This is a genomic window from Flavobacterium soyae (assembly GCF_045348165.1).
Taxonomy (GTDB): domain Bacteria; phylum Bacteroidota; class Bacteroidia; order Flavobacteriales; family Flavobacteriaceae; genus Flavobacterium; species Flavobacterium soyae.
Genome location: NZ_CP150845.1, coordinates 4,089,958 through 4,113,930, shown reverse-complemented (window position 1 = coordinate 4,113,930; position 23,973 = coordinate 4,089,958). Strand labels below are relative to the sequence as shown.

At 36.5% G+C, this 23,973-nt stretch carries 12 protein-coding genes; 6 read left to right on the top strand and 6 right to left on the bottom strand.

Going from position 1 to position 23,973, the window contains the following annotated elements; all coding sequences use genetic code 11:
* The first annotated feature begins 5 nt into the window (after window positions 1–5).
* On the top strand, window positions 6–2,423 hold the full coding sequence (locus tag AABD74_RS17560; RefSeq protein ID WP_406843736.1) for a sugar-binding domain-containing protein: 2,418 nt from the start codon (window positions 6–8) through the stop codon (window positions 2,421–2,423).
* Window positions 2,424–2,768: 345 nt separating this feature from the next.
* Here AABD74_RS17560 and AABD74_RS17555 read toward each other — a convergent pair whose 3' ends face one another.
* The 4 genes from AABD74_RS17555 to AABD74_RS17540 form a co-directional block, all read right to left on the bottom strand.
* On the bottom strand, window positions 2,769–3,758 hold the full coding sequence (locus AABD74_RS17555; protein ID WP_406843735.1) for an FAD:protein FMN transferase: 990 nt from the start codon (window positions 3,756–3,758) through the stop codon (window positions 2,769–2,771).
* 310 nt (window positions 3,759–4,068) lie between these two features.
* Entirely contained in the window at window positions 4,069–6,252 is a 2,184-nt protein-coding gene (locus tag AABD74_RS17550; RefSeq protein ID WP_406843734.1) for a PepSY domain-containing protein, read from the bottom strand.
* A 135-nt stretch (window positions 6,253–6,387) separates the two neighbouring features.
* The gene (locus AABD74_RS17545) at window positions 6,388–6,858 is read right to left on the bottom strand and encodes a DUF2271 domain-containing protein (RefSeq protein WP_232682432.1); all 471 of its coding nucleotides are present in this window, start codon (window positions 6,856–6,858) and stop codon (window positions 6,388–6,390) included.
* Between the two features lie 125 nt (window positions 6,859–6,983).
* Window positions 6,984–8,471, bottom strand: coding sequence for an ankyrin repeat domain-containing protein (locus AABD74_RS17540; RefSeq protein WP_406843733.1), 1,488 nt, complete (start codon window positions 8,469–8,471; stop codon window positions 6,984–6,986).
* Window positions 8,472–9,204: 733 nt separating this feature from the next.
* Between AABD74_RS17540 and AABD74_RS17535 the strand changes: the two genes are divergently transcribed.
* The 5 genes from AABD74_RS17535 (at window position 9,205) to AABD74_RS17515 (ending at window position 14,347) form a co-directional block, all read left to right on the top strand.
* A complete protein-coding gene (locus AABD74_RS17535) occupies window positions 9,205–10,179 on the top strand; it encodes a ribonucleotide-diphosphate reductase subunit beta (RefSeq protein ID WP_232682434.1) in 975 nt (324 codons plus the stop codon).
* Between the two features lie 12 nt (window positions 10,180–10,191).
* On the top strand, window positions 10,192–11,889 hold the full coding sequence (locus AABD74_RS17530; RefSeq protein WP_406843732.1) for a ribonucleoside-diphosphate reductase subunit alpha: 1,698 nt from the start codon (window positions 10,192–10,194) through the stop codon (window positions 11,887–11,889).
* A 198-nt stretch (window positions 11,890–12,087) separates the two neighbouring features.
* Window positions 12,088–13,689, top strand: a complete 1,602-nt coding sequence (locus tag AABD74_RS17525) for a Na+/H+ antiporter (protein ID WP_232682436.1) — start codon at window positions 12,088–12,090, stop codon at window positions 13,687–13,689.
* A gap of 150 nt (window positions 13,690–13,839) precedes the next feature.
* Window positions 13,840–14,043, top strand: a complete 204-nt coding sequence (locus tag AABD74_RS17520) for a hypothetical protein (protein ID WP_232682437.1) — start codon at window positions 13,840–13,842, stop codon at window positions 14,041–14,043.
* A 127-nt stretch (window positions 14,044–14,170) separates the two neighbouring features.
* Window positions 14,171–14,347, top strand: a complete 177-nt coding sequence (locus tag AABD74_RS17515) for a hypothetical protein (RefSeq protein ID WP_232682438.1) — start codon at window positions 14,171–14,173, stop codon at window positions 14,345–14,347.
* Between the two features lie 84 nt (window positions 14,348–14,431).
* On the opposite strand, the gene AABD74_RS17510 is transcribed toward AABD74_RS17515, so the two are convergent.
* Window positions 14,432–15,283 (bottom strand): outer membrane beta-barrel protein, encoded by an 852-nt coding sequence (locus AABD74_RS17510; protein ID WP_232682051.1) that lies wholly within the window; start codon window positions 15,281–15,283, stop codon window positions 14,432–14,434.
* 55 nt (window positions 15,284–15,338) lie between these two features.
* Entirely contained in the window at window positions 15,339–23,912 is an 8,574-nt protein-coding gene (locus AABD74_RS17505) for a T9SS type A sorting domain-containing protein (protein WP_406843731.1), read from the bottom strand.
* Window positions 23,913–23,973 lie beyond the last annotated feature (61 nt).

Below are 23,973 nucleotides of genomic sequence, written 5' to 3'. Positions count from 1 at the left end.
TATTTATGATAAAACATAAAAACATATTTCAAAAAATTACAATTGCCTTATTGTTTTCGGTATCCATTTTTGCACAGAAACAAGCCAGAATTGTCGAGGATTTTAATAAAAAATGGAACTTCAAATTGGGAGATTATCCTGAAGCAGTCAATGCTAATTATAATGTGTCAGATTGGAGAGTACTTCAATTGCCACATGATTGGAGTATTGAAGGAGCTTTTGATAAAGATGCGAAAACCAAGCAAGCACAAGGATTTTTACCCGCTGGAAAAGGCTGGTACCGCAAAGTTTTTACTATTCCTGCAAATTGGAAAAACAAAACGGTTTCAATTGAATTTGATGGTGTTTTTAAAAACAGCGAAGTTTTCATTAATGGAAAATCATTAGGAATTCGTCCAAACGGATATATTTCTTTTGGATATGACTTGACGCAATATTTAAACTTTGGAAAATCAAATACGATTGCTGTAAAAGTAGATAACGATGCACAACCCAATTCCAGATGGTACACGGGTTCTGGAATTTACAGAAATGTACGTTTGGTTGCCAGTGAAAAACTGCATGTAGGTAAGTGGGGAACTTTTGTAACAACGCCAGAAGTTTCAGCAGAAAAATCAAAAATACATTTAGAAGTTACGATTGATAATGATAATACTTCTGCTAAAGAATTTAAGCTGGTTACTTCGGTCGTAAATTCTGAGAATAAAGAAGTTGCGAATTATACTTCGACAGAAAAAATTGGTGCTAAAACATCAGAAAAAACGGTTCATGATTTAGAAGTAAAACAGCTAAAATTATGGAGTACAGAGAATCCGTATTTATATAAAGTTATTACAAAATTGTATGAGAAATCGAAATTGGTTGATAATTACGAAACGCCTCTTGGATTTAGATATTTCAATTTTGATTCGGAGAAAGGATTTTCTTTAAACGGAGTTCCAACTAAAATTTACGGCGTTTGTCTGCATCACGATAATGGTGCTTTGGGAGCGGTCGAAAACATTCATGCGGTTAGAAGAAAACTGACTTTGATGAAAGAAATGGGAGCCAACGCTATCAGAATGTCTCATAATCCACATTCTTTGGAAATGATGCAATTGTGTGACGAAATGGGATTTATTGTTCAGGATGAAGCTTTTGATGTTTGGAAAAAGAAAAAAGTAACCAACGATTACCATAAAGATTGGGATGCTTGGCACAAACAGGATTTAGAAGATTTTATTAAAAGAGATCGCAATCATCCATCGGTTATGATGTGGAGTATTGGTAATGAAATTAGAGAACAGTTTGATTCGACTGGAATTTCGATTACCAGAGAATTGGCTAAAATTGTAAAATCCTTAGACACGACACGTCCAGTAACTTCGGCTTTGACAGAAAATGTAATTGAGAAAAACTTTATTTACCAATCTGGTGCTTTAGATCTTTTGGGATTTAATTACAAACACGAAGATTATAAAGATTTTCCAACGAAATTTAAAGGACAGAAAATATTGGCTTCAGAAAGTGTTTCGGCTTTAGAAACGCGTGGACATTATGATTTTCCTGACGGAATTAAAGCCTGGCCAACCAAACACGGCGCTGCGTTTGATGGAAATGCCGATTGGACGGTTTCGGCTTATGATCAGGTGAAATCGTATTGGGGAGCAACGCACGAAGAAAACTGGAAAACGATCAAAAGTCAGGATTTCATGGCAGGAACTTTTATCTGGACAGGTTTTGATTATATCGGAGAGCCAGATCCGTATCCGTTTCCTGCAAGAAGCTCGTATTTCGGAATTGTTGATTTAGCTGGACTTCCTAAAGATGTGTATTATATGTACCAAAGCGAGTGGTCGAATAAAACGGTTCTGCATATTTTACCGCATTGGAACTGGAAAAAAGATCAGGAAGTAGAAGTTTGGGCGTATTATAATAATGCTGATGAAGTAGAATTATTCTTAAATGGAAAATCTTTAGGAAAAAAAGCAAAACAAAATGATGATTTGCATATTTCTTGGAGAGTGAAATTTGAGCCTGGAACATTAAAAGCTGTTTCTAGAAAGAACGGAAAAGTAGTTTTAGAGAAAGAGATCCGCACAGCAGGAGAAGCTTCAAAACTAGACTTGCAAGCCGATAAAACAACAATTAAAAATGATACTTACGATTTGGTTTACGTAACAGTTTCTATGACTGATAAAGATGGAAATTTAGTGCCAAACGCAATGGATTTAATCAATTTTGAAGTTACAGGCGGAGGAAAATTAGTTGGAGTTGATAATGGTTATCAGGCTAATTTGGATTCTTTTAAAGCGAATTCCTGCAAGCTTTTCAGCGGAAAATGTATTGCAATTATTCAATCGAACGGGAAGAAAGAAAAAATTCAGTTGAAGGCTTCTACGGCTGGTTTACAAACTTCAGTAATTGAGATTAAAGTGCAGTAAATGGTTTCTCGCAAAGTCGCAGAGCCGCAAAGTTTTTTTTGAACCATATAAGTTATATAAGTTAATTTAAGGTTTGGGTATTTTTTTGCTACAAAGACGCTAAGTCGCAAAGTATTTTCTAAAGGATAAGTATTAAAAGAGAATTTTCAATTGCCTCCAGCTTTAGCTGGAGGTAACAAATTGCAATAATAAAAGGCTTTAGCCAAAATGTAGAGTTCGGCTAAAGCCTTTTATATGACTTTATAAATCCTCCAGCTAAAGCTGGAGGCAATTAAAACTTTGCGACTTAGCTCCCGATGGCTATCGGGATTGCGAGATTAAAAACATAAAAGCTTAACTCATAACTCATAACTTATAAGCAAAATTCTTAGACTTGATTACTTTTCCATTATCTGTAATCATTACGCAGCTGTATTCAGGGAATTTTTGGAGCAGGAGCAAACCTTCCTTTTGTCCTAAAACCATTAATGAAGTACTTAATCCGTTTGCAGTTTCGGCATTGGGACCAAAGACTGTCACGCTGCATAAACCAGTTGCGGGATATCCGGTTGCGGGATTTATAATGTGTGAATATCGTTTTCCGTTAAAAACAACAAATTTTTCATAACTGCCGGATGTTGTTACCGCACCTTGATTTAAAGGTACAACGGCTAAAACTTTTTCAGGTTTAAACGGATTTGTAATTCCTATTTTCCAGGGCTGCCCGTTGGGTTGTTTTCCCCAGATGCTCATATCTCCCGAACCGTTTATAATTCCGGCTTGAATACCTTTTGCGATCATCATCGCTCGGCATTTATCGGTTGCGTAGCCTTCGCCAAGAGCGCCAAAACCAATTTTCATTCCTTTTAATTTTAGGAAGATTGTCGATTCAACGCTGTCCAGAATAATATTTTTATAGCCCACTTTTTCAACCGATTTTTTTATGGCTTCCGCCGAAGGCATTTCGGTCATTGATCCGTCAAATTTCCAGATTCTGTCCATTGCGGCAAAACTAACGTCAAAACTGCCGTTTGTTATTTCAGAAAATTTTATGGCTCTTTGTGTAAGTTCAAAAACTTCGCGATCGACTTTTATGGGTTTAACTCCAGCATTTTGATTTACTTGTGAAACTTGTGAATCTGGTTTCCAATCGGATATTAAATTTTCAATTCGCGTAATTTCTGTAATTACTTCATTGATATTTTGTTCTGCAGTTAAAGAGTCTTTAGCTACAATACTAATATCAAAACGACCTCCCATAAGCAAAGTCGTTCTTTTTCGTAATATTTGCGAATGCGCTGATAAACAACAGCTAATTGCAAAAACACATAAAACTTTATTTAGAAATAAATTCATAAGCTTATATTAATAATCTATAATTTTTAAACACATCCCGAAGCTTTGGGACTATAGTTTTTCTTTTATGTATAAATACGTTTCACTTGTTTCAACAAACATAGCTTAACGGGTATTTCACGCAGATTTTAAAAAGATTTAAGCTGATAAACGCAGATTTTTTATTTAATCTGCTCAAATCTGCAGAATCTGCGTGAAACTTTTTAAGCGACAAACATAATAGCTATGTGTGAAAATCTTGATTTTTTTTCAATCTCTTTTCTTCAGCTTTAAATCTATGTTTCTATGTGTTTAATAATAACTCAAATGTTTAATAGCAATCAGTTAATAACTGCCCGTTATTTTTATAATCTAATAGTGTTTTATTTCCGTTTGCCAAACACAATTCATCGAGAATTGTTTCAACATCTTTTTGCATCGTAAGAGATCCGCAAATCATAATAACGCCGCCTTGTTTCAATAAATCAATAAAAAAAGCAGTATCTCTTTTTATCAAATCCATTACATAAATATGTTCAGCTTCGCGCGATAAAGCTACATGAAAATTATCCAAATGTTCTTTTTGAATCATTATCCCTGCAAACTTTTTATAAGCCTGAAGTGTTGGTGTTTCCATTCTAAATCCGCTGTATAAATGTATTTCTTTCTTAGTCTTATTTTGTTCGATCATTCCTAAGAAGGGGGCAATTCCGGTTCCGTTTGAAATAAAAGCGATTTTTGGTGCTTTATTTGGAAAATGAAAAGCTTTATTATTGATAATTCTGGCTTTGATTGTATCTCCAATTTCTAAATTATTTAGAAACCCTGATCCTAATCCGTTTGGATGCAGTTTTACAACCAATTGTACGTTTCCTGAATGATTTCCAATCGAGTAGAGGCGTTCTCTGGAATCATTTGCAGGGTAAATTGCAAGTAAATCACCTGATGCAAATTTTGCTCTGCTATTGGCGCATAAAGTCAATATAAAAGTATGTTCGGTATCAGAGATTGGTGTTTTATCTAAAACCATTAATTTCTGCAAACCTTTAGGAATGTGATTGTATAAAGATGGAGTAGCGGCTAACGGAATTTCAGCTTTGGCACTCCATAATTTTATCCATTCTACAAATTCTATTGCCGATTTATCATTAACAGTCTGTAAATCTAAAAAACGTTCTGCCCAGCTTTGAGTTTCCAAAAACTGGTCGATTTCAATTGCAAATCCACAGAAATCAGGATATGATTTTGAACCAAAACCAACGACAGAGAATTTAATTTTTTGTTCTTGATTTTGTTTCTGTAAAAGCGTTTTAAATTTAGTTCCGTTAGAAGGTGCGTCTCCCAAACCGTGTGTTGACGAAAAAACAATAATATGCTCTGCTTTCGGGTAAACCGAAAAACTATTTAACTCCGCAATAAAAGCTTTTTTTCCGTGACCGATTAATTGTTTCAAAATGGCATTGGCAAATCTAAAAGAACTTCCGTTTTCAGAACCAACTAAAAGAATATATTTGCTTTCATTGGCTTTGAATTTATTTTTAATTCGGCTTGATCTTCTTTTTAAAGTAATTGCAAAGCCTGAATAAATAAAGAAAAGAATATTGATACAGGCAATGGCTAAAATAACCGCCCAAATTCCGTTTATTCTTCCCGTATGAAGGTCAAGGCTTAAAGCAGATAACTGAACGGCAAGCGGCGAACGTTTTTCTGAAATCAAAGTTCCATCAACCTGATTTACTTCTATTTCACGATCTTTAAGTTCAATGATATAATATTCTTCCGGATCATCGGTAAAAGGAAATTCGATTTTTTTTACGTCAGACAGAAGTGTAGTTTTTAAGACCGAAGTTTTTTTGGCTTCCGCCGAAAGTTCTGTTTTTACAGGTTTTGCTTTTTCTTCACCCATAAAAAAGTTGAATCTTTCGAGCGATAAATAAGTTCCCGTAAGTGCAATAATGAAAATTGGAATTAAAGCCAAACGCCCTAAAAGCACATGATAGTACTGAGCAAAATATTCTTTTATGATTTTCGAAAAGAAATTACGAATTCCTCGTTGTCTTTTAAGAACAAGTACAAAACCCGAAATGGAAATCAACAATAAACAAAAAGAGATTACGCCCACAAAAAAACGTCCGGTTTCATGAAGAAACAGCGAACGATGGAAACTTGTAACCCATTGAATAAATTTGCTCTTTTTTTTAGGATTTCCTAATGTTTTTCCGGTTTTTGGGTCAATGTAAGCATTAACATCATTTCCATCTGCATCAATTGCCTGAAGCGTTACAAATTGATTGTAATCGACACTCAATTCTGTAATTTCTGAGTATTCTTTCTTTACTATTGGCAGTATTTCTCCCAGCGTTATTTTATCAAAATTGGCTGCTTTATACGGAAGTGTTTTTTCCTGTACTGCATCGACTGCCAGAATAATTCCGGTGACAGATGCTAAAAGCAGAAATATCGAAGAAAATAAGGCCAAAGCCAAGTGAGCGTAACGCCAAAAAGAAAGAGTCATTTAGTGTATTCTAGAAATGTAATAAAATGTTTAAAGCTTTGCCAAAATTAAAACTTTGACAAAGCCTGGATTCAAGTTTAAGCAGAAAAAATAATATTCATGCTTATAATGAGGTTAAGAAATAATTACCAAAAATTATATTTTGTTTAGCCTTACGTATTTGATGTAACCTTTTCCGTCTGTTTTGTCAGCAAGGCCTTCTGTTGAAAGCGGAATTTCAAGATCACTTACATAATATTTCTGGTCTTCAACTGCAGACTCAAAACGCAATTTGTAGCCTTTATTAATTTTTGAATCCTCAATTTCTATTGTGGTCACGCTGCGATCGCCGCCAGTAACAGATGCACCTGTTTTGGCACTGATGTCTTCTTTTTTTTGGGCATGGAATTTATTCCATTCTTTCAAAGAGCTGTACCATTTTTTATCGTCACCCATTACATAAAGTGTTTTTTCGTATCCGCCAGTCGGGTTAATAAGCGAAACCACAATATATGCACCTTCCCCCATATAATTTGCCATTTGCAGCATACATTTGTATTTGCTTGATTGTGCATTTGACTGAAAAGAAACAAGGCAGATAAGAGCGATTTTAAGTATAGATTTCATTTTAATTAATTGTGAATTATGAGTTGTGAATTATGAGTTTTGTTTTGGGGTTATAAGTTAAGATATAATTTATAAGTAGTATACAACTCATAACTTATAACTCAAAACTCATAACTTAAAAAATGCTATTTTAAAAAATCAATTGAAACGTTGTTTTTTGTAAGCAGTTCATTTTCTTTAGCTAAAGCATAAGCAGTTTCGTCAAACTCAGTGTTGATGTCTTTTTTTGCTCCTGCAGAAATAAGATATTTTAAGACAGCATCATCTTTAGCAACCATTGCAGCTCTGTGTAAAGCTGTTAAACCATCTTTATTTTTAGCATTTATATCTACTTTTAAATCTGTAATTTTTTTAAGAAGTGTGATATCATTTTTCGTAACTGCTAAATGATATAAAGTGTTTCCGTCTTTTTGTACAGCTGCTAAGTTTAATCCTTTGTCCTGAAGTAATTTTGCTTTAGCATCAAAAGGATCAGCAGTAGTTCCTTTTCCGGCTGGTTTATATGATTGAACCAGATAAACTCCTAAATTATTTCCGTCTTTGTCTTTTACATTTACATCAGCACCTTTGCCTAAAAGTAAAGCCGCAGCTTCTGGAGTTCCTGATCGTACTGCGTTTGCCAAGGCCGATTCTCCTTTTAAGTTTTGGGTATTTATGTTTTTTACTGCAGGAAGTAAAATTTCTAAAACTGCAGTTTCTTTGGCTGCAGCTGCTGCCATTAAAGGCGTATTTCCTTCTTTATCAGCTTTATTAGCATCGGTACCTTTACCTAAAAAATATTTAACGATTTCAGCCTGATTTGGTTTGCCTGCTAAAATGTGCAATACATTTTGTCCGGCTTTATTTTGTGCCGTTGGTTTCAGTTTTACTTCTTCAACTAAAAATTTATACGTTTCAATTGTATTAGTTTCTCTACGGTTACCCTGAGCTGCAGTAAAAAGAGCATTATCATTTGGTTTTATTCCTTTTTCAAGAAGTTTTTTCAAGAAAGGAATGTTTCCAGATCTTGCTGCATATGTAAAAGCAGTATTTCCGTCATTGTCTACATCTTTAAGTGATAATCCTTTTGAAGTAAAATATTCAGCAGCTTTTAAATCTTTATCAGAAGGAATTGCCAAAAGTAATAAGTTAGCACCGTTTGCATATTTTTTCTTTGGGTCGATTCCGGCTTTAAAAAAGGCATCATACAAAGCAGGATTTGATTGTCCGTTTGAAGCTGCAAAATCTACAGGAGTTGTACCGTGGCTGTCTTCAAACTTAACATCAGAACCTTTTCCAATTAAATATTCTACCAATTCAGTATTTCCTTTGTAAGCGGCCCAGTGTAAATATATACGATTATCGTGTGTTAATTTAGTAATTGAGTTTCCGGGCTGGTCAATTAAAAATTTGATAGTTTCATTTGGAGCATCGTTATTGATTGCCAGTGTAGTAACATCAAAAGCATTTATGTTGGTTTCAGCAGGATTGTTTCCTTTTGCTATTTCTGCTTTAACAGTTTCAACATTAGGGGACGTTTTCCAAAATGACGGTTCTAAAAGTGTATTTTTTTGCTGTGCACTAACAAATAAAGTTGCTGCAAATGCTAAAGAAATAAAAAGATTCTTTTTCATATTATGTTATGTTGTTTATTGGAGTTTTAGTTCCAAAAATTATTGATGAGACAATTGTCTATTTAGAATAAATCAAAATAATAGCAAATGTAAAGATTAATATTTTTATAGCAAGTTTTATTGCTTTTAAAAATTTAATTCTAATGATTTTTTTATTTAAATCCTGTATTGACAGCTATCTTCTTATGGAACAACTATTTTTTAAAACCGTAAGACTGCAGTTTTATATTTTGGTTTAATTAGTGTTTAATGTTTTTTATTGTTTTTAAATTTAAAATTCTAAAAATTAGACATTTAGCATTTGTGTAAGTAGAACGATTTTTAAAAATCGGTTTTTCTTTTTTACTAAAAACGGATTCTTTTAAGACGAGATTTGACGTTTACATTTGCTTAAAATTGGATCAAAAAAGTCCAAAATTGAACTTTGTATGTTGATAACTGTTTTTTCTTTTTTGGTTTTTTTTTCTTTTTTTATGTTGACAACTTTATTTAGATTCAGTTTAAATAACTGGTATATGGGCAACTACGAAAAATTATGTGCCTGTTAATAAATTGTTTTTTAATGGTTTTCGACCCAGTTTTTCCCTGTTGATAATTGCTCGGATTTTTAACATCAAAACCTAGACAAAAGATGAATGGCGGGTTAATTTTGTATATATAGAAAAAGCAGTAATTCCCACCTCAAATCCTGTAGTTTTCTATTCTTACTTAGTCACCGTTAAATACTATATATATGTCTATATTTGATAAAAGAGTCAATTATAAACCTTTTGAATACCCGGAGGTTTTACAATTTACAGAAGCGATAAATAAAGCGTATTGGGTTCATACAGAAGTTGATTTTACTGCTGATACTCAGGATTTTCATGCTCATTTAACAACTGCAGAAAAAACTGCTGTAAAGAACAGTCTGTTGGCAATTGCTCAGATTGAGGTAGCTGTAAAAAGCTTTTGGGGAAATATCTATGAACACTTTCCAAAACCTGAATTTAATGGTTTAGGTACCACTTTTGCAGAGTGTGAATTCAGACATTCTGAAGCCTATTCGCGTCTTCTTGAAGTATTAGGTTATAACGATGAATTTGAAAAACTTCTTAACGTACCTGTTATTCGCAGACGTGTAGATTATCTTTCAAATGTTCTAAAAGATACTCGCTCTCAGGACAACCGTAAATATATGGTTTCATTGATTTTGTTTAGTATCCTGATCGAAAATGTTTCACTTTTCAGTCAGTTTGCTATTCTGCTTTCTTTTACAAGATTTAAAGGCTATATGAAAAATGTAAGCAATATTATTGCCTGGACTTCTATCGATGAACAGATTCATGCTAATGGCGGAATTTACATTATCAATAAAATCAGAGAAGAATTCCCGGATTATTTTGATGCTGATACTTTAGAATTAGTAAGAGAAACGGTTAAGGATTCTATTGCAGTCGAATCAGACATATTAGACTGGATATTTGAAGAAGGTGAAATCGAAAGTATCAAAAAAGGTGATTTGGTTAATTTTATGAAATTCAGAATTGACGAAAGTTTAAAACAAATTGGTATTCCAACAATTTTCAATGTTAATATTGAAGATTACAAAGCTTTGGCCTGGTTTGAAGAAGAAGTTTTTGCGAACAGTCTCGATGATTTCTTTGCAAAACGTCCTGTAGAATATACCAAACATGATAAAAGTATTACGGCAAACGACCTTTTTTAAAAGAAAAACAGTATGAGTACAATAGATACAAATGAAGTAAATAATCTTCCGCAAAATGAAGCAGGAACCAAAATGTGGTGGAAGAACTCTGAAAGTGAGCAAATTTTAAATCGCGGTTATCTTTTAAAAGGTGAAACGGTAGAAGGTGCAATTGACAGAATTTGTACTGCAGCTGCAAGAAGATTGTATAAACCGGAATTAAAAGAATCTTTTGTAGAAATGATCGAACGCGGCTGGATGAGTATCAGCTCGCCGGTTTGGGCTAATATGGGAACCGAAAGAGGTTTGCCTATTTCTTGTTTTAACGTACATGTTCCAGATAAAATTGAAGGAATTACACATAAACTGGGCGAAGTTATCATGCAGACTAAAATAGGCGGTGGAACATCGGGTTATTTTGGGGAATTACGTGAGCGCGGAAGTGCCGTAACGGATAACGGAAAAAGCAGCGGAGCCGTAAGTTTCATGAGGCTTTTTGATACGGCTATGGATACGATTTCGCAGGGCGGTGTGCGTCGCGGTGCATTTGCTGCATATTTAGATATAGATCATCCGGATATTGAAGAGTTTTTGAAAATTAAAAGTATTGGTAATCCAATCCAGAATTTGTTTACCGGAATTTGTGTTCCTGATTACTGGATGCAGGAAATGATTGACGGAGACAATGATAAAAGACAAATTTGGGCAAAAGTTTTAGAAAGCCGCCAGCAAAAAGGGCTTCCTTATATCTTTTTTAGTGATAATGTAAATAAAAGCAAGCCGCAGGTTTATAAAGATCAAAATCTAAGAATCAACGCAAGTAATTTATGCAGTGAAATTATGCTTCCGTCAACTCAGGACGAATCGTTCATTTGCTGCTTATCGTCAATGAATTTGGAGCTTTATGAAGAATGGAAAGATACAGAAGCGGTAAAACTGGCCATCTTTTTCCTTGATGCCGTATTACAGGAATTCATCGAAAAAACAGAAGGAAACTATTATCTTTCTGCTGCGAACAAATTTGCTAAAAGACATCGTGCATTAGGTTTAGGCGTTTTAGGATGGCATTCTTATCTGCAAAAAAATATGATTCCGTTTGAAGGAATGGAAGCTAAATTGAAAACGACAGAAATTTTCAAACATATAAGTAATAAAGCGGATAAAGCTACTCAGGAATTAGCCAGAATTTATGGTGAACCGGAATTGTTAAAAGGTTATGGAAGACGTAATACCACAACGATGGCAATTGCACCAACAACTTCGTCTTCGGCAATTTTAGGACAGACTTCTCCGGGAATTGAACCTTTTAGCAGTAATTATTATAAGGCTGGTTTGAGTAAAGGTAATTTTATGCGTAAAAACAAATACCTTAAAAAATTACTGGAAGATAAAGGTTTGGATAATGAAGAAGTCTGGAGAGAAATTATGCTGAACGGTGGAAGTGTTCAGCATATGTCTCAGCTTTCTCAAATTGAAAAGGATGTTTTTAAAACGTTTAAAGAAATCAGTCAGCTTGAAATTATACAGCAAGCAGCTATTCGTCAGAAATTTGTAGATCAGGGACAAAGTTTGAATCTTAATATTCCGGCCGAACTGCCAATTAAGGAAGTAAACCGTTTAATGATCGAAGCCTGGCAGTTAGGCGTAAAAAGTTTGTATTACCAAAGAAGCCAAAGTGTTTCTAAAGAATTGGTAACAAGTTTAGTTACCTGCAGCAGCTGCGAATCGTAAAAGATAAAAAAGCCGAATCTTATTTTGAACTGCCCCCAAAAAGTTAGACACTATTTGGGGCTTTTTTTATGTGTTTAAATTAAAGATGTATACCAATAAATTAGGCATTCTTTTTATTGAGAATTTAATTTAGTTCTCATAAAATCTTAATTTAGCAACCAGAAATTATCATCCAAAACAAATAAATACCCGCAGTAAATGGAAAATATTACAGTAATTATAATGTTACTTTTTGGCGTAGCTTTTCTTAGTTTAATAAGTAAAAGGTATAATTTTCCAATTCCTATTGTACTGGTGCTTTGCGGTGTAATTATCAGTGTCGTACCAGGACTGCCGGTTATTGCGCTGAATCCTGAAATTGTTTTTATTGTATTTTTGCCGCCTCTCTTGTATCACGCAGCATGGCATACAAGCTGGTCTGATTTTAAACAGACGATCCGCCCGATAACTTTAGCAGCCGTTGGCTTGGTTTTTTTTACTACAGGACTGGTTGCTGTTGTTGCACACTGGCTTATAGATGATATTTCCTGGCCGTTAGCTTTTTTACTTGGCGCTATTGTTTCGCCTCCTGATGCAGTTTCTGCGACGTCAATTACTAAAGGTTTAGGTCTTCATCCAAGATTAATTGCAATTCTTGAAGGAGAGAGTTTGGTAAATGATGCCAGCGGTCTTGTGGCGTATAAATATGCTTTAACTGCAATTACAGCAGGAAATTTCGTTTTGTGGCAGGCTGGATTAAACTTTGTTTTGATGTCGGTTTTGGGAATTGCAATAGGTCTGGCTGTTGGTTTTATAATGTATTATATTCATAAAAGATTTGTTTGCGATGACATTATTGAGGTAACACTTACGTTATTGACGCCATTTTCGTCTTATCTGATTGCCGAACATTTTCATGGCTCGGGAGTTTTGGCAGTAGTAGCTACCGGACTTTTTTTGGCTGCAAGATCAGGTACTATTTTTTCTCATGAAAGCCGCATCATGTCTTATACAATATGGGATGTTTTAAGTAATATTCTTAATGGTTTAATCTTCATTTTAATTGGATTACAGCTCCGGCAGATTATTGAAGGAATCAGTAATTATTCAGGAGATTTGTTATTTATCTGGGGTGCCGTGATTAGTATTGTTGTGATTATAGTTCGTTTTTTGTGGGTAATTCCGGCAACGATGATTCCGAGAATGCTCAGTAAAAAAATTCGAATGAAAGAAGAATTTGATTATCGAAACATGATTATTTTTGGATGGTCGGGAATGCGCGGTGTAGTTTCTATGGCAGCGGCTCTGGCACTTCCGTTAATGCTGAATAAAACTGAAGAATTTCCGCTTCGTAACCTGATTATTTATTTGGTTTTTTGTGTGATTCTTTCCACTTTGGTTATTCAGGGACTTACGCTTCCGTGGCTTATTAAAAAGCTTAAAATTGAGCGTTATTCTATTTTGGCTGAAGAATATGATATTCGAAATATTATTGTTTCTGAAACTATTGCGCATATCGAAGATAATTTTTCGCTGCTGGATGATGAATTACTGCATAATATTAAAAGTAAATATGAAGTAAAATTTAATCGTTTGCAGAAGACCGAACTTCCGGCGAATTTTTTTGGAAATGGTAAAGTATTTGGAAATGAAATTTTTAATGATTTTACCAAAATTCAAATTGATCTTTTGAATGTAGAACGAAGCAAACTCGAAGTTATGCATAAAGCGGGTTCAGTAAACGAGGAGATTTTCCGCAAAATAGAAAAAGAACTTGATCTTGAAGAAACCCGGCTTTGGATGGAAATGTATGAGGAATAAAATTTTCAGGCTTTAAAAATCAAATTTTTAAGGGTTTTATACTTATTTCTTTGATTCATATAAATGATAGCTGTAATTATGTAATGGTTTTGATATTCAGAAAGTTAAATTTGAAATATTAAAACGAATGCAAACAGAAAAAGTATAATTATGAAAACGCTATTAAAAACTAAAACTGCAATGCTGGTACTGTTAACGGGATTAGCATTTTCATGCAAGAAGAACGAGACTAAAACTGAGTCTCCAGATCATGCAGATTCGACTAAAACGATTATTGATACGGTAGGGCCAGATATTGACACAACTGTAACAGACACAGTTAGAGCTGTTAAAACTGATACTATTAAAAAGTAGAATTGAATATTATAAATGAAAAAAAACTGTAAGGGAAAAAATCTTTTACAGGTTCTCGTTATTTATAATGGTTATAAAGTTTTTTTATATTCAAAACTGTATTTTTGGTCATAAAAAAAATTAATTTATGAAAACTACTAATTTTATTAAATTTTTCTCTTTTGCTTTATTGACATTGTGTATTGCAAGCTGCAGTATTCATCATTCACATTCATCATCAGGAAAAATTCCTCCTGGACAGGCCAAAAAAATGTCAGGAAGTAAAAGTGCAAAAGCTTACGCTCCGGGTCAGCAAAAGAAGTAAGGATAATTGTTCTGGATTTAGACCTTTATAAAGCAAAAAAAGCTATTCAATACTGAATAGCTTTTTTTAATTGGTCAAAAGCAATTATCGCAGTGCAAATCTTAATTTAAGACCATATGAAACAAGTCTAACATTACTGCTCAAATTTGTATCAAATATGCTGTTGTATCCTAATTCTACAGGCAGCTCAGGATTGTATTGTACAAGATGTTTATCTCCGCTTTTATCGTAGATATTATTTAAACCGTAATCAAAATAAACACCAATGTATATTGAATTTCTGTTTCCGATAACTTGTTTCAAACCTGTTTCAAAAGTTGCTGAATATGAAACTTTGGTATCAAGGTCGTGTTTGTTTGTGACTAAATTATCAGTGCTTGCAAAACCTGCAAAGGCTGGTGAGAACAATTCTGCATTGTATTGTGGATAATAACCGCTCGTTGTTACATTTTGAATAGTCGTTTGATAACTTCCGCCTGAAGCGAAACCAATTTTACCACCGGCCGCAATATAAAATTTTGATGTACCCGGAGTTTCAAATTGTATTGTGATTGGAACATTAATATAATCCATTTTTTGTTCTTCTCTTAAATTAGCAGCTCTGTATCTAAACTGGAAATTTTCATTTTCAGCGTCAGTAGCTGCATATGATCCTCCTAAGGAATTGAATTTTAAATCAGAACTGTAGGTTTGATATTCAACTCCAATTCCGATGCTTAATCCTTCATTTAAATAATAAGAATAACGAAAACCTGCGCTTACACCGTTTCCGGGTACTGTTTTTCCTGCTGAATTTGAATCGATATAGGAAAAAGGCCCTCCTAAAGAAATCGAGAATTCTTGTTTTTTATCCTGGCTATAACTATTTAAAGACGCTGCGAGAAATGCCGTAAAAATGGCAATCGATGTGATATAGCTGTTAATATTTTTTTTCATCTTAAGTTATTATATTATGCCAGTACTATTTTTATCTAGTACTGGCAGGGTTTATTTATTTTACAATTACCTTGAAAGATTTTTTGATATTTGGTGTTTCAAGAACTACCATGTACATATTGCTCTCAGTTGTTTGAGGTAATTGTATTTCGGTTTTAGCTGTAGATGATTGTACAGTTTTTACCAATTGGCCGGTAACTGTGTAAAGACTAATTTGCATTTTCTCTAATTCTTCTGCAGGGAAATCTGCTTCGACAGTAATTACTTTTCCAATTTCAATTGGGTTAGGATAAAGTTTTGCCTGCAGAGTATTTGTCAATGTAATTTTAGAAGCACATGCATACAGTACTTTTCCATCTTTAGTTGTCATTTTTACACTATAATCTGCCGTTGGGTCTAATAACGAAGTAATGCTGTTTCCTGCAGAATAATACTGACCGGTTCCTATTAGCTGTTCGTTTTTGAACCATTCGTAAGAAACAAACTCATAACCGCCATTTGTCTGCGGATTGTTATTTACAAGAAGTACGTTATTAAATTTCTGTTTAACAATGTCAAAGAAATTAAATGGTTTCACGATTATGATAGTGTATGTTGCAGATAAACTTCCGTCTTGTGATGTAATTGTTACATTCTGATTGTAAATTCCCGGTTTAGGAGTTTGAATTGTAAAATTAGCAGAAGGAGTTATAACTGCACCCGATTCATTTAAGACAGAAACAGTTGGATTTGTTTCTCCGCATGGCAGAACATAAAAAATTGTTTTTCCAGGGTTTTCAAAAGCTTTTGTTCCTATAGTGATTCTCTTAACATCGATATTGTTATTTAAGATAACTAACAATTGTGAAACATCGGCAGCAGGAAGATAATTATTATCTCCAGCCTGATGAGCAGTAATTAATACTTCACCAGATCTTAACATATTTACTTCACCAGCAGCAGAAACTGTGGCAGGAGCCAGCGGTGTATTGTAAGTTGATGTGTAAGTAACAGCTAAATTTGAATTTGAAGCCGCTGTTAAATTAAAAGTATTATTTGCTCCAAGTGTTTTAACCGGAATTGCACCAAATGTAATTTGCTGTGCAGCTTTATTAATAACAAGATTTGCCGTAAGAGTTACAACAGTACAATTTGGCGCACTAGCAGATGGTGTTATCGTAGCAGTAACTACATAAGTACCAGCATTTGTTGACGTATTATTTGCAGAATATGTAACAGTTGCTCCTGTTGGAAGATTCGCAACCTGCAGTGTATGAGCATTTCCATCATACGTAAATTGAGCGTTGCTGAAAGTTACTGCATTCAATGGAGAAGCAATTACTTTTATAGTTTGCGGCTGTGTTGTAATGTTTCCATTTCCGTCATCGTATTTCCATGTAATTACATAAGTTCCTGCAGCATTGTAGCTTAAAGGATCAGTTGTAGTTCCATTTAGAATTCCGGCACAATTATCTGTAGCAGTTGGAATAGCGATTTCTGCTGCTAATACTGAACAATAGTTAGTAATTTCTGGAAGATTAGCTACAGTTGGTACTGGCGCCGTTACGTCTGGAGTTGTAATAATAGCTACAGATTGTGCTGCAGTACAACCATTGGCGTCTGTAATAGTTACAGTATAAGTTCCTGCACTTAATCCAGTTGCTGTTGCAGCTGTTCCTCCAGAAGGGGTCCAAGAATAAGTATAAGCTCCAGTTCCTCCGGTTACAGTTACCGTTGCAGTTCCGTTAGTTCCTCCGTTACAAGAAACATCAGTTTTAGATATTGTTGCCGCAAGAGCATTTGGTTCTGTAATTGAAATCGATTCTACTGTTGTACAACCATTAGCATCTGTAACTGTTACAAAATATTCTCCTGCGCTTAATCCTGCAGCAGTTGCAGCAGATCCTCCAGAAGGTGACCATGCATAAGTATAAGGTGCAGTTCCTCCTGCAGCAATTACTGTCCCAGTTCCGTTAGCCCCTCCATTGCATGAAACATCTGTACTAGTAGACGTTGCAGTAAGAACAATTGGTTCAGTAATTACGATAGACTCAGTTGCGATACAACCGTTAGCGTCTGTAATAGTTGCAGTATAAGTTCCTGCGCTTAATCCAGTTGCTGTTGCAGCTGTTCCTCCAGATGGCACCCAAGAGTAAGTATAAGCTCCGGTTCCTCCGGTTACATTTACAGCTGCAGATCCATTAGCTTCTCCATTACAAGAAACATCTATTTTAGATGAAGTTACAGAAAGGACAGAAGGCTCAGTAATTGTAACAGATTGCGTTGTAGTACAACCGTTAGCATCCGTAATAGTTGCAGTGTAAGTTCCTGCGCTTAATCCTGCAGCTGTTGCAGCTGTTCCTCCAGAAGGGGACCAAGAATAAGTATATGGTGCTGTACCTCCAGCTGCAGTTACCGTTGCAGTTCCGTTAACTCCTGCATTACAAGAAACATCTGTTTTAGATATTGTTGCTGCAAGAATTGCTGGTTCAGTTATAGTAACAGATTGCGCTGTAGTACATCCGTTAGCATCTGTAATTGTAGCAGCATAAGTTCCTGCACTTAATCCAGAAGCAGTAGCTGCCGTTCCTCCGGCTGGTGCCCAAGAATAAGTATATGGTGCAGTTCCTCCAGCTGTTGTTACAGCTGCGGTTCCGTTAGTTCCTCCGTTGCAGGAAACATCTGTTTTGGATATAGTTGCGGCAAGGATTGTTGGTTCAGTAATAGTAAAGCTTTGTGTTGTTTGGCATGCATTTGCATCAGTTATTGTTACGGTATAAGTTCCTGCGCTTAATCCAGTTGCTGTTGCAGCAGTTCCTCCGGCTGGCGCCCAAGAGTAAGTATAAGCTCCGGTTCCTCCGGTTACATTTACAGATGCCGTTCCGTTAGCCCCTCCATTACAAGAAACATCTGTTTTAGATGAAGTTACAGAAAGGGCAGCAGGCTGTGTAATAGTAATAGTTTCTGTAGTAGAACAACCATTAGCATCAGTAATTGTAGCAGTATAAGTTCCTGCGCTTAATCCAGTTGCTGTTGCAGCTGTTCCTCCAGATGGCGCCCAAGAATAAGTATAAGCTCCGGTTCCGCCTGTAACATTTACTGTTGCAGATCCGTTAGCTCCTCCATTACAAGAAACATCAATATGAGATGGAGTTACAGCAAGTACAGAAGGTTCAGTAATTGTAACAGATTGAGTAGTAGTACATCCGTTAGCATCTGTAATTGTTGCTGTATAAGTTCCAGGACTTAATCCAGAAGCAGTAGCTGCTGTTCCTCCGGCAGGAGCCCAAGAATAAGTATATGGTACAGTACCTCCAGTTGGAATTACTGTAGCAGTTCCGTTATTTAATCCATTACAAGTAACATCAGTTTGAGATGCTGTTGCAGCAAGAATAGCCGGTTCTGTAATTGTAACAGCTGCGGTTGTCTGACATGAATTAGCATCTGTAATTGTAGCAGTGTAAGTTCCTGCGCTTAATCCAGTTGCAGTTGCAGCAGTTCCTCCTGCAGGAGCCCAAGAGTATGTATATGCTCCAGTTCCTCCAGTTACATTTACCGTTGCCGTTCCGTTAGCTCCTCCATTACAGGAAACATCTGTTTGTGATGTTGCAGCAGAAAGAATTGCTGGTTCAGATATAGTAAAACTTTGTGTTTTTGTACATAAGTTAAAATCTTGTATTGTTACAGTATAGGTTCCTGCAGCAAGACCATTTGCTGTTGCTGCTGTTCCTCCAGAAGGAGCCCAAGAGTAAATATAAGCTCCGGTTCCTCCTGTAACAGTAACACCTGCAGATCCATTTGCTCCTCCATTACAAGAAACATTTATTTGTGGATTTGGAGTTACTATAATTTCAGTTGGTTCTGTAATAGTAAAGTTTTTTACAATAGAACAGCCATTAGAAGATGTAATCGTTACAGAATAATTACCAGCTGTAAGATTAGTTGCTGTATCAGCATTTCCGCCAGATGGTGTCCATACGTAAGTGAAAGGTCCAGGTGCTCCACTTGGAACTACAGAGGCAGATCCTGTATTAGCACCAAAACATGATACATCAGTTTGTGAAGTAATTGCTGCTAAGCTATTTGTTGTAGTAATTGTAAAGTTTCTGGTTATTGTACAACCATTAGCATCTGTAATTACGACACTATTAGCTCCGGCAGTTAAACCAGTTGCAGTTGCAGTTGCAGCACCAGATGGTGACCATAAATAAGAATATGGAGCTGTACCACCGCTGACACTTACAGAAGCCTCTCCACTTGTTGAACAGGTTGCATTTATTTGATTTTGTGTAGCTAATAAAGCTGATGGCTGCGTGATCGTAAAGTTTTCTGTAATAGTACATCCATTAGCATCAGTAATAAGACAGCTATAATTTCCTATTGATAATCCAATAGCTGTTGCCGCAGTTCCTCCAGAAGGAGACCATAAATATGTATATCCGGATGTGCCTCCAGATACATTTACTGTAGCTGTACCAGTCGCATCTCCATTACAAAGAACATTGGTTTGTGATGGTACAGCAGATAGTACAGCAGGTTCTGTAATAGTAAAGCTTTGTGTAGTCTGACACAAATTGGCATCTATAACGGTAACAGTATAAGTTCCCGCAGGTAATCCAGAAGCTGTTGCAGCAGTTCCTCCAGAAGGCGCCCAAGAATATGTGTAAGCACCTGTTCCTCCTGTAACATTTACAGTTGCAGATCCATTAGTTCCTCCGTTGCAAGAAACATTTGTTTGAGAACCAAAACTTGCAGTAAGAGCAGCAGGTTCAGTAATAGTAAAGCTTTGAGTTGTTTGACATGAATTAGCGTCAGTAACAGTAACAGTATAAGTTCCTGCAGCCAGTCCAAAAGCTGTTGCAGCAGTTCCTCCAGAAGGCGCCCAGGAATAAGTATATCCTCCAGTTCCTCCTGAAACATTTACAGTTGCTGATCCATTAGCTCCTCCGTTACATGAAACGTTTGTAGATCCACCCGCAGTAGCTGTAAGAGCAGCGGCAGGCTCAGTAATTGTAAAATTTTGAGTAGTTTGACATAAGTTAGAATCAGTAACTGTAACAGTATAAGTCCCAGCTACTAATCCTGCAGCTGTAGCGGCAGTGCCTCCAGCAGGTGCCCAAGAATAGGTATATCCTCCTGTTCCTCCAGATGCAGTTACAGTCGCCGATCCAGTGTTCCCGCCAAAGCAGGCTACATTAGTTTGTGCGACTGGTGATGCTGTTAAAGCAGCAGGTTCAGTAATAGTAAAATTTTGTGTAGCCTGACATGAATTTGCATCGGTTATTGTAACAGTATAAGTCCCTGCAGCAAGACCAGTTGCGGTTGCAGCAGTTCCTCCTGATGGTGACCATGAATAGGTATAAGCACCCGTTCCTCCAGTTACTGCAACACTTGCAAATCCCGTTGAAGCTCCATTACATAAAACATTCGTTTGAGATGGTGTGGCTGCTAAGACAGCAGGTTCAGTAATAGTAAAGCTTTGTGTGGTTTGACATGAATTTGCATCTGTTACAGTAACAGTGTAAGTACCTGCAGTAAGTCCAGAGGCAGTCGCACTTGTTCCTCCAGAAGGCGCCCAGGAATATATGTAAGCACCTGTTCCTCCAGTAACATTAACAGTTGCAGATCCATTAGCTCCTCCGTTGCAAGAAACATTCGTTTGAGAACCAAAACTTGCTGTAAGTGACGCTGCAGGTTCAGTAATTGTAAAACTTTGAGTAGTTTGGCATAAGTTAGCATCGGTAACTGTAACAATATAGGTTCCCGCTCCTAATCCTGCAGCAGTGGCGGCAGTTCCTCCAGAAGGAGCCCAGGAATAAGTATATCCTCCAGTTCCTCCAGATACATTTACAGTCGCAGATCCTGTTGTACCACCAAAGCAGGCTACATTAGTTTGTGCGACTGGTGATGCTGCTAAAGCTGAAGGTTCAGTAATAGTAAAACTTTGTGTAGCCTGACATGAATTTGCATCGGTTATTGTAACAGTATAAGTCCCTGCGCTTAATCCAGTTGCTGTTGCAGCAGTTCCTCCTGATGGTGACCATGAATAGGTATAAGCACTGGTTCCTCCTGTAACATTTACAGTTGCAGATCCATTAGTTCCTCCGTTGCAAGAAACATTTGTTTGAGAACCAAAACTTGCAGTAAGAGCAGCAGGTTCAGTAATAGTAAAGCTTTGAGTTGTTTGACATGAATTAGCGTCAGTAACAGTAACAGTATAAGTTCCAGCAGCCAGTCCAGTTGCGGTTGCAGCAGTTCCTCCAGAAGGCGCCCAGGAATAAGTATATGCGGCTGTTCCTCCTGTAACATTTACGGTTGCAGTACCATTAGACCCTCCATTACATGAAACGTTTGTAGACCCACCCGCAGTAGCTGTAAGTGCAGCAGCAGGGCTGCCTACTACGATACTATTTATAGTTGCAGTACATGTGTTATTGTCAGTAATTGTAACACTATAAGTTCCAGCGGTAAGACCTGTGGCAGTAGCGGTTGCAGCACCATTAGACCATAAGTAAGTGTATGGACCTGTACCCCCAGCAGCTGTAATTGTAGCAGTACCGTTAGTTCCTCCAAAACACGAAACCGGAGTTGAAGACGGTGTCCCGCTCAATACAGCAGCCGGACTGCCTACTACGATACTATTTATCGTTGCAATACATGAGTTATTGTCAGTAATTGTAACACTATAAGTTCCAGCAGTAAGACCAGTAGCGGTCGCAGTTGCAGCACCATTAGACCATAAATAAGTATAAGGAGATGTTCCCCCGGCAGCTGTAATTGTAGCAGTACCATTAGCTCCGCCAAAACATGAAACCGGAGTTGAAGACGGTGTACCGCTCAATGCAGCAGCAGGGCTGCCTACTATAATATTATTTACAGTATAAGTACATGTATTACTATCGGTAATTGTAACACTATAAGTTCCAGCTGTAAGACCAGTAGCAATAGCAGTGGTTTTTCCAGATGGAGTCCATACATATGTATAAGGGCCTGTACCTCCAGAAGCAGTAACGGTTGCAGTACCATTTGAACCTCCAAAACAAGAAACTGGAGTTGCAGCAGTTGTTGCAGCCATTGCAGAAGGTGGTCCAAGAACTGTGATATTATTTACAGTTAAAGTACAAGAGTTATTGTCTGTAATAGTTGCGCTATAAGTACCTGCAGTAAGTCCAGAGGCCGTTTGTGTTGCTGCACCATTAGACCATAAATAAGTATAAGGAGATGTGCCTCCAGACGGTGTAATTGTAGCAGTTCCATTAGATCCTCCAAAACAAATAACGCCTGTTGTAGAAGGTGTTGCACTTAATACTGCGGCTGGTCCGCCTACGACTATACCGGTTATTACTTTTTGGCAGGAGTTAGCATCAGTAATTGTAACACTATAGGTTCCAGCTGTAAGACCAGTTGCAGTTGCAGTTGTAGCGCCATTTGACCATAGATAGGTATATGACGGAGTTCCTCCAGTTGGAGTGGCAGTTGCAGTACCATTTGAACCTCCAAAACATGAAACAGAAGTTACTGAAGCTGTACCATTAAGCACTGTTGGCTGGTTTATTATAACATTTCTTGTTATTTGTGTTGATTCAGCATCTGTAACCGTTACACTATAGCTTCCTGCTATTAGACCAGTTGTAGTTGCAGTTGTAGCACTATTAGACCATAAATAAGTATAAGGAGTTGTTCCTCCAGAAGGGGTAACTGTAGCAGTACCATTACTGCCTCCATTACAGCTTACGTCTGTTTTTGAAAGTGCAGGAGCAGTTAATGCAGCTCCAGTAGTAAAAGTTAAATCATTTCCGTAACTTGTTCCTCCGCTGTTTATGGCATAGGCCCTAAAATGAATAGTTGTTGCAGCAGGAAGTCCTGTTACTGCATTACTAAACGTTCCTGTACCAGTTCCAATTTGAACTTTGTTATTTGCCGTAGTTGGATTTGCTGTTGTAGCCCATACTATACCTCTTTCTATAGAAGCATCTCCGCCATCAGCAGTTACATTACCTCCAAGTGTTGCCGAAACCGATTTGACGGCTGAAGCTGCAGTAGAAGTTACAGTAGGTGCAACCGCTCCGTTTGAGAACGCAAAATTATCAACCGCAAAATAATCATAATTACTACCTAGTTGAATATCAAGTTGATCTATTATTATATTAGTGTAATCAGCACTTCCATCAGTGGCAAAATTTACATTAAAAAATCCTTTGTTAGGGGCTGCATTTCCTATATCGGCTCCAGTAGTATTTTTTACTATAGTATATTTTGTAACTCCAGCGAGTTTTCCTGTAAAAGTCACGGACCCAGGAGCTCCATTAAAACTGACTCCAGGGTTCAGCCCAGAATTACCTGAAACATATACCCATAAGCTGCTAACCTTAAAGCTTCCAGTAGCATCTGTGATAGTTCCAGTCTGCCCCATACCACCAGTTACATTGTCGTCAGCAACTTGAATGAACTTATTTGAGCTATTATAACCTTGGCCTGCTAGTTGAAAAACAGTAAAGCTGATAAAAGTGCTCGTTAGATTAAATGTTTTGGTTCCATTTGTAAAAGTTGAAACCCCCGCAGTATAACTTTCAAATGTGTCAGTTGTCTGCGAATTAATATGCTGTATCGCAAAAAATAGCAGAATTAATAATAAGTAGAGTTTTTTCATAATTACGATATTAAATTTTATCTGTTAACATTGTGGCATTATATTTTTAACTTATATTTCT

Coding starts and splice junctions, on each gene's coding strand:
- AABD74_RS17560 (WP_406843736.1), top strand. CDS start 6: ATGATAAAACATAAAAACATATTTCAAAAAATTACAATTGCCTTATTG.
- AABD74_RS17555 (WP_406843735.1), bottom strand. CDS start 3,758: ATGAATTTATTTCTAAATAAAGTTTTATGTGTTTTTGCAATTAGCTGT.
- AABD74_RS17550 (WP_406843734.1), bottom strand. CDS start 6,252: ATGACTCTTTCTTTTTGGCGTTACGCTCACTTGGCTTTGGCCTTATTT.
- AABD74_RS17545 (WP_232682432.1), bottom strand. CDS start 6,858: ATGAAATCTATACTTAAAATCGCTCTTATCTGCCTTGTTTCTTTTCAG.
- AABD74_RS17540 (WP_406843733.1), bottom strand. CDS start 8,471: ATGAAAAAGAATCTTTTTATTTCTTTAGCATTTGCAGCAACTTTATTT.
- AABD74_RS17535 (WP_232682434.1), top strand. CDS start 9,205: ATGTCTATATTTGATAAAAGAGTCAATTATAAACCTTTTGAATACCCG.
- AABD74_RS17530 (WP_406843732.1), top strand. CDS start 10,192: ATGAGTACAATAGATACAAATGAAGTAAATAATCTTCCGCAAAATGAA.
- AABD74_RS17525 (WP_232682436.1), top strand. CDS start 12,088: ATGGAAAATATTACAGTAATTATAATGTTACTTTTTGGCGTAGCTTTT.
- AABD74_RS17520 (WP_232682437.1), top strand. CDS start 13,840: ATGAAAACGCTATTAAAAACTAAAACTGCAATGCTGGTACTGTTAACG.
- AABD74_RS17515 (WP_232682438.1), top strand. CDS start 14,171: ATGAAAACTACTAATTTTATTAAATTTTTCTCTTTTGCTTTATTGACA.
- AABD74_RS17510 (WP_232682051.1), bottom strand. CDS start 15,283: ATGAAAAAAAATATTAACAGCTATATCACATCGATTGCCATTTTTACG.
- AABD74_RS17505 (WP_406843731.1), bottom strand. CDS start 23,912: ATGAAAAAACTCTACTTATTATTAATTCTGCTATTTTTTGCGATACAG.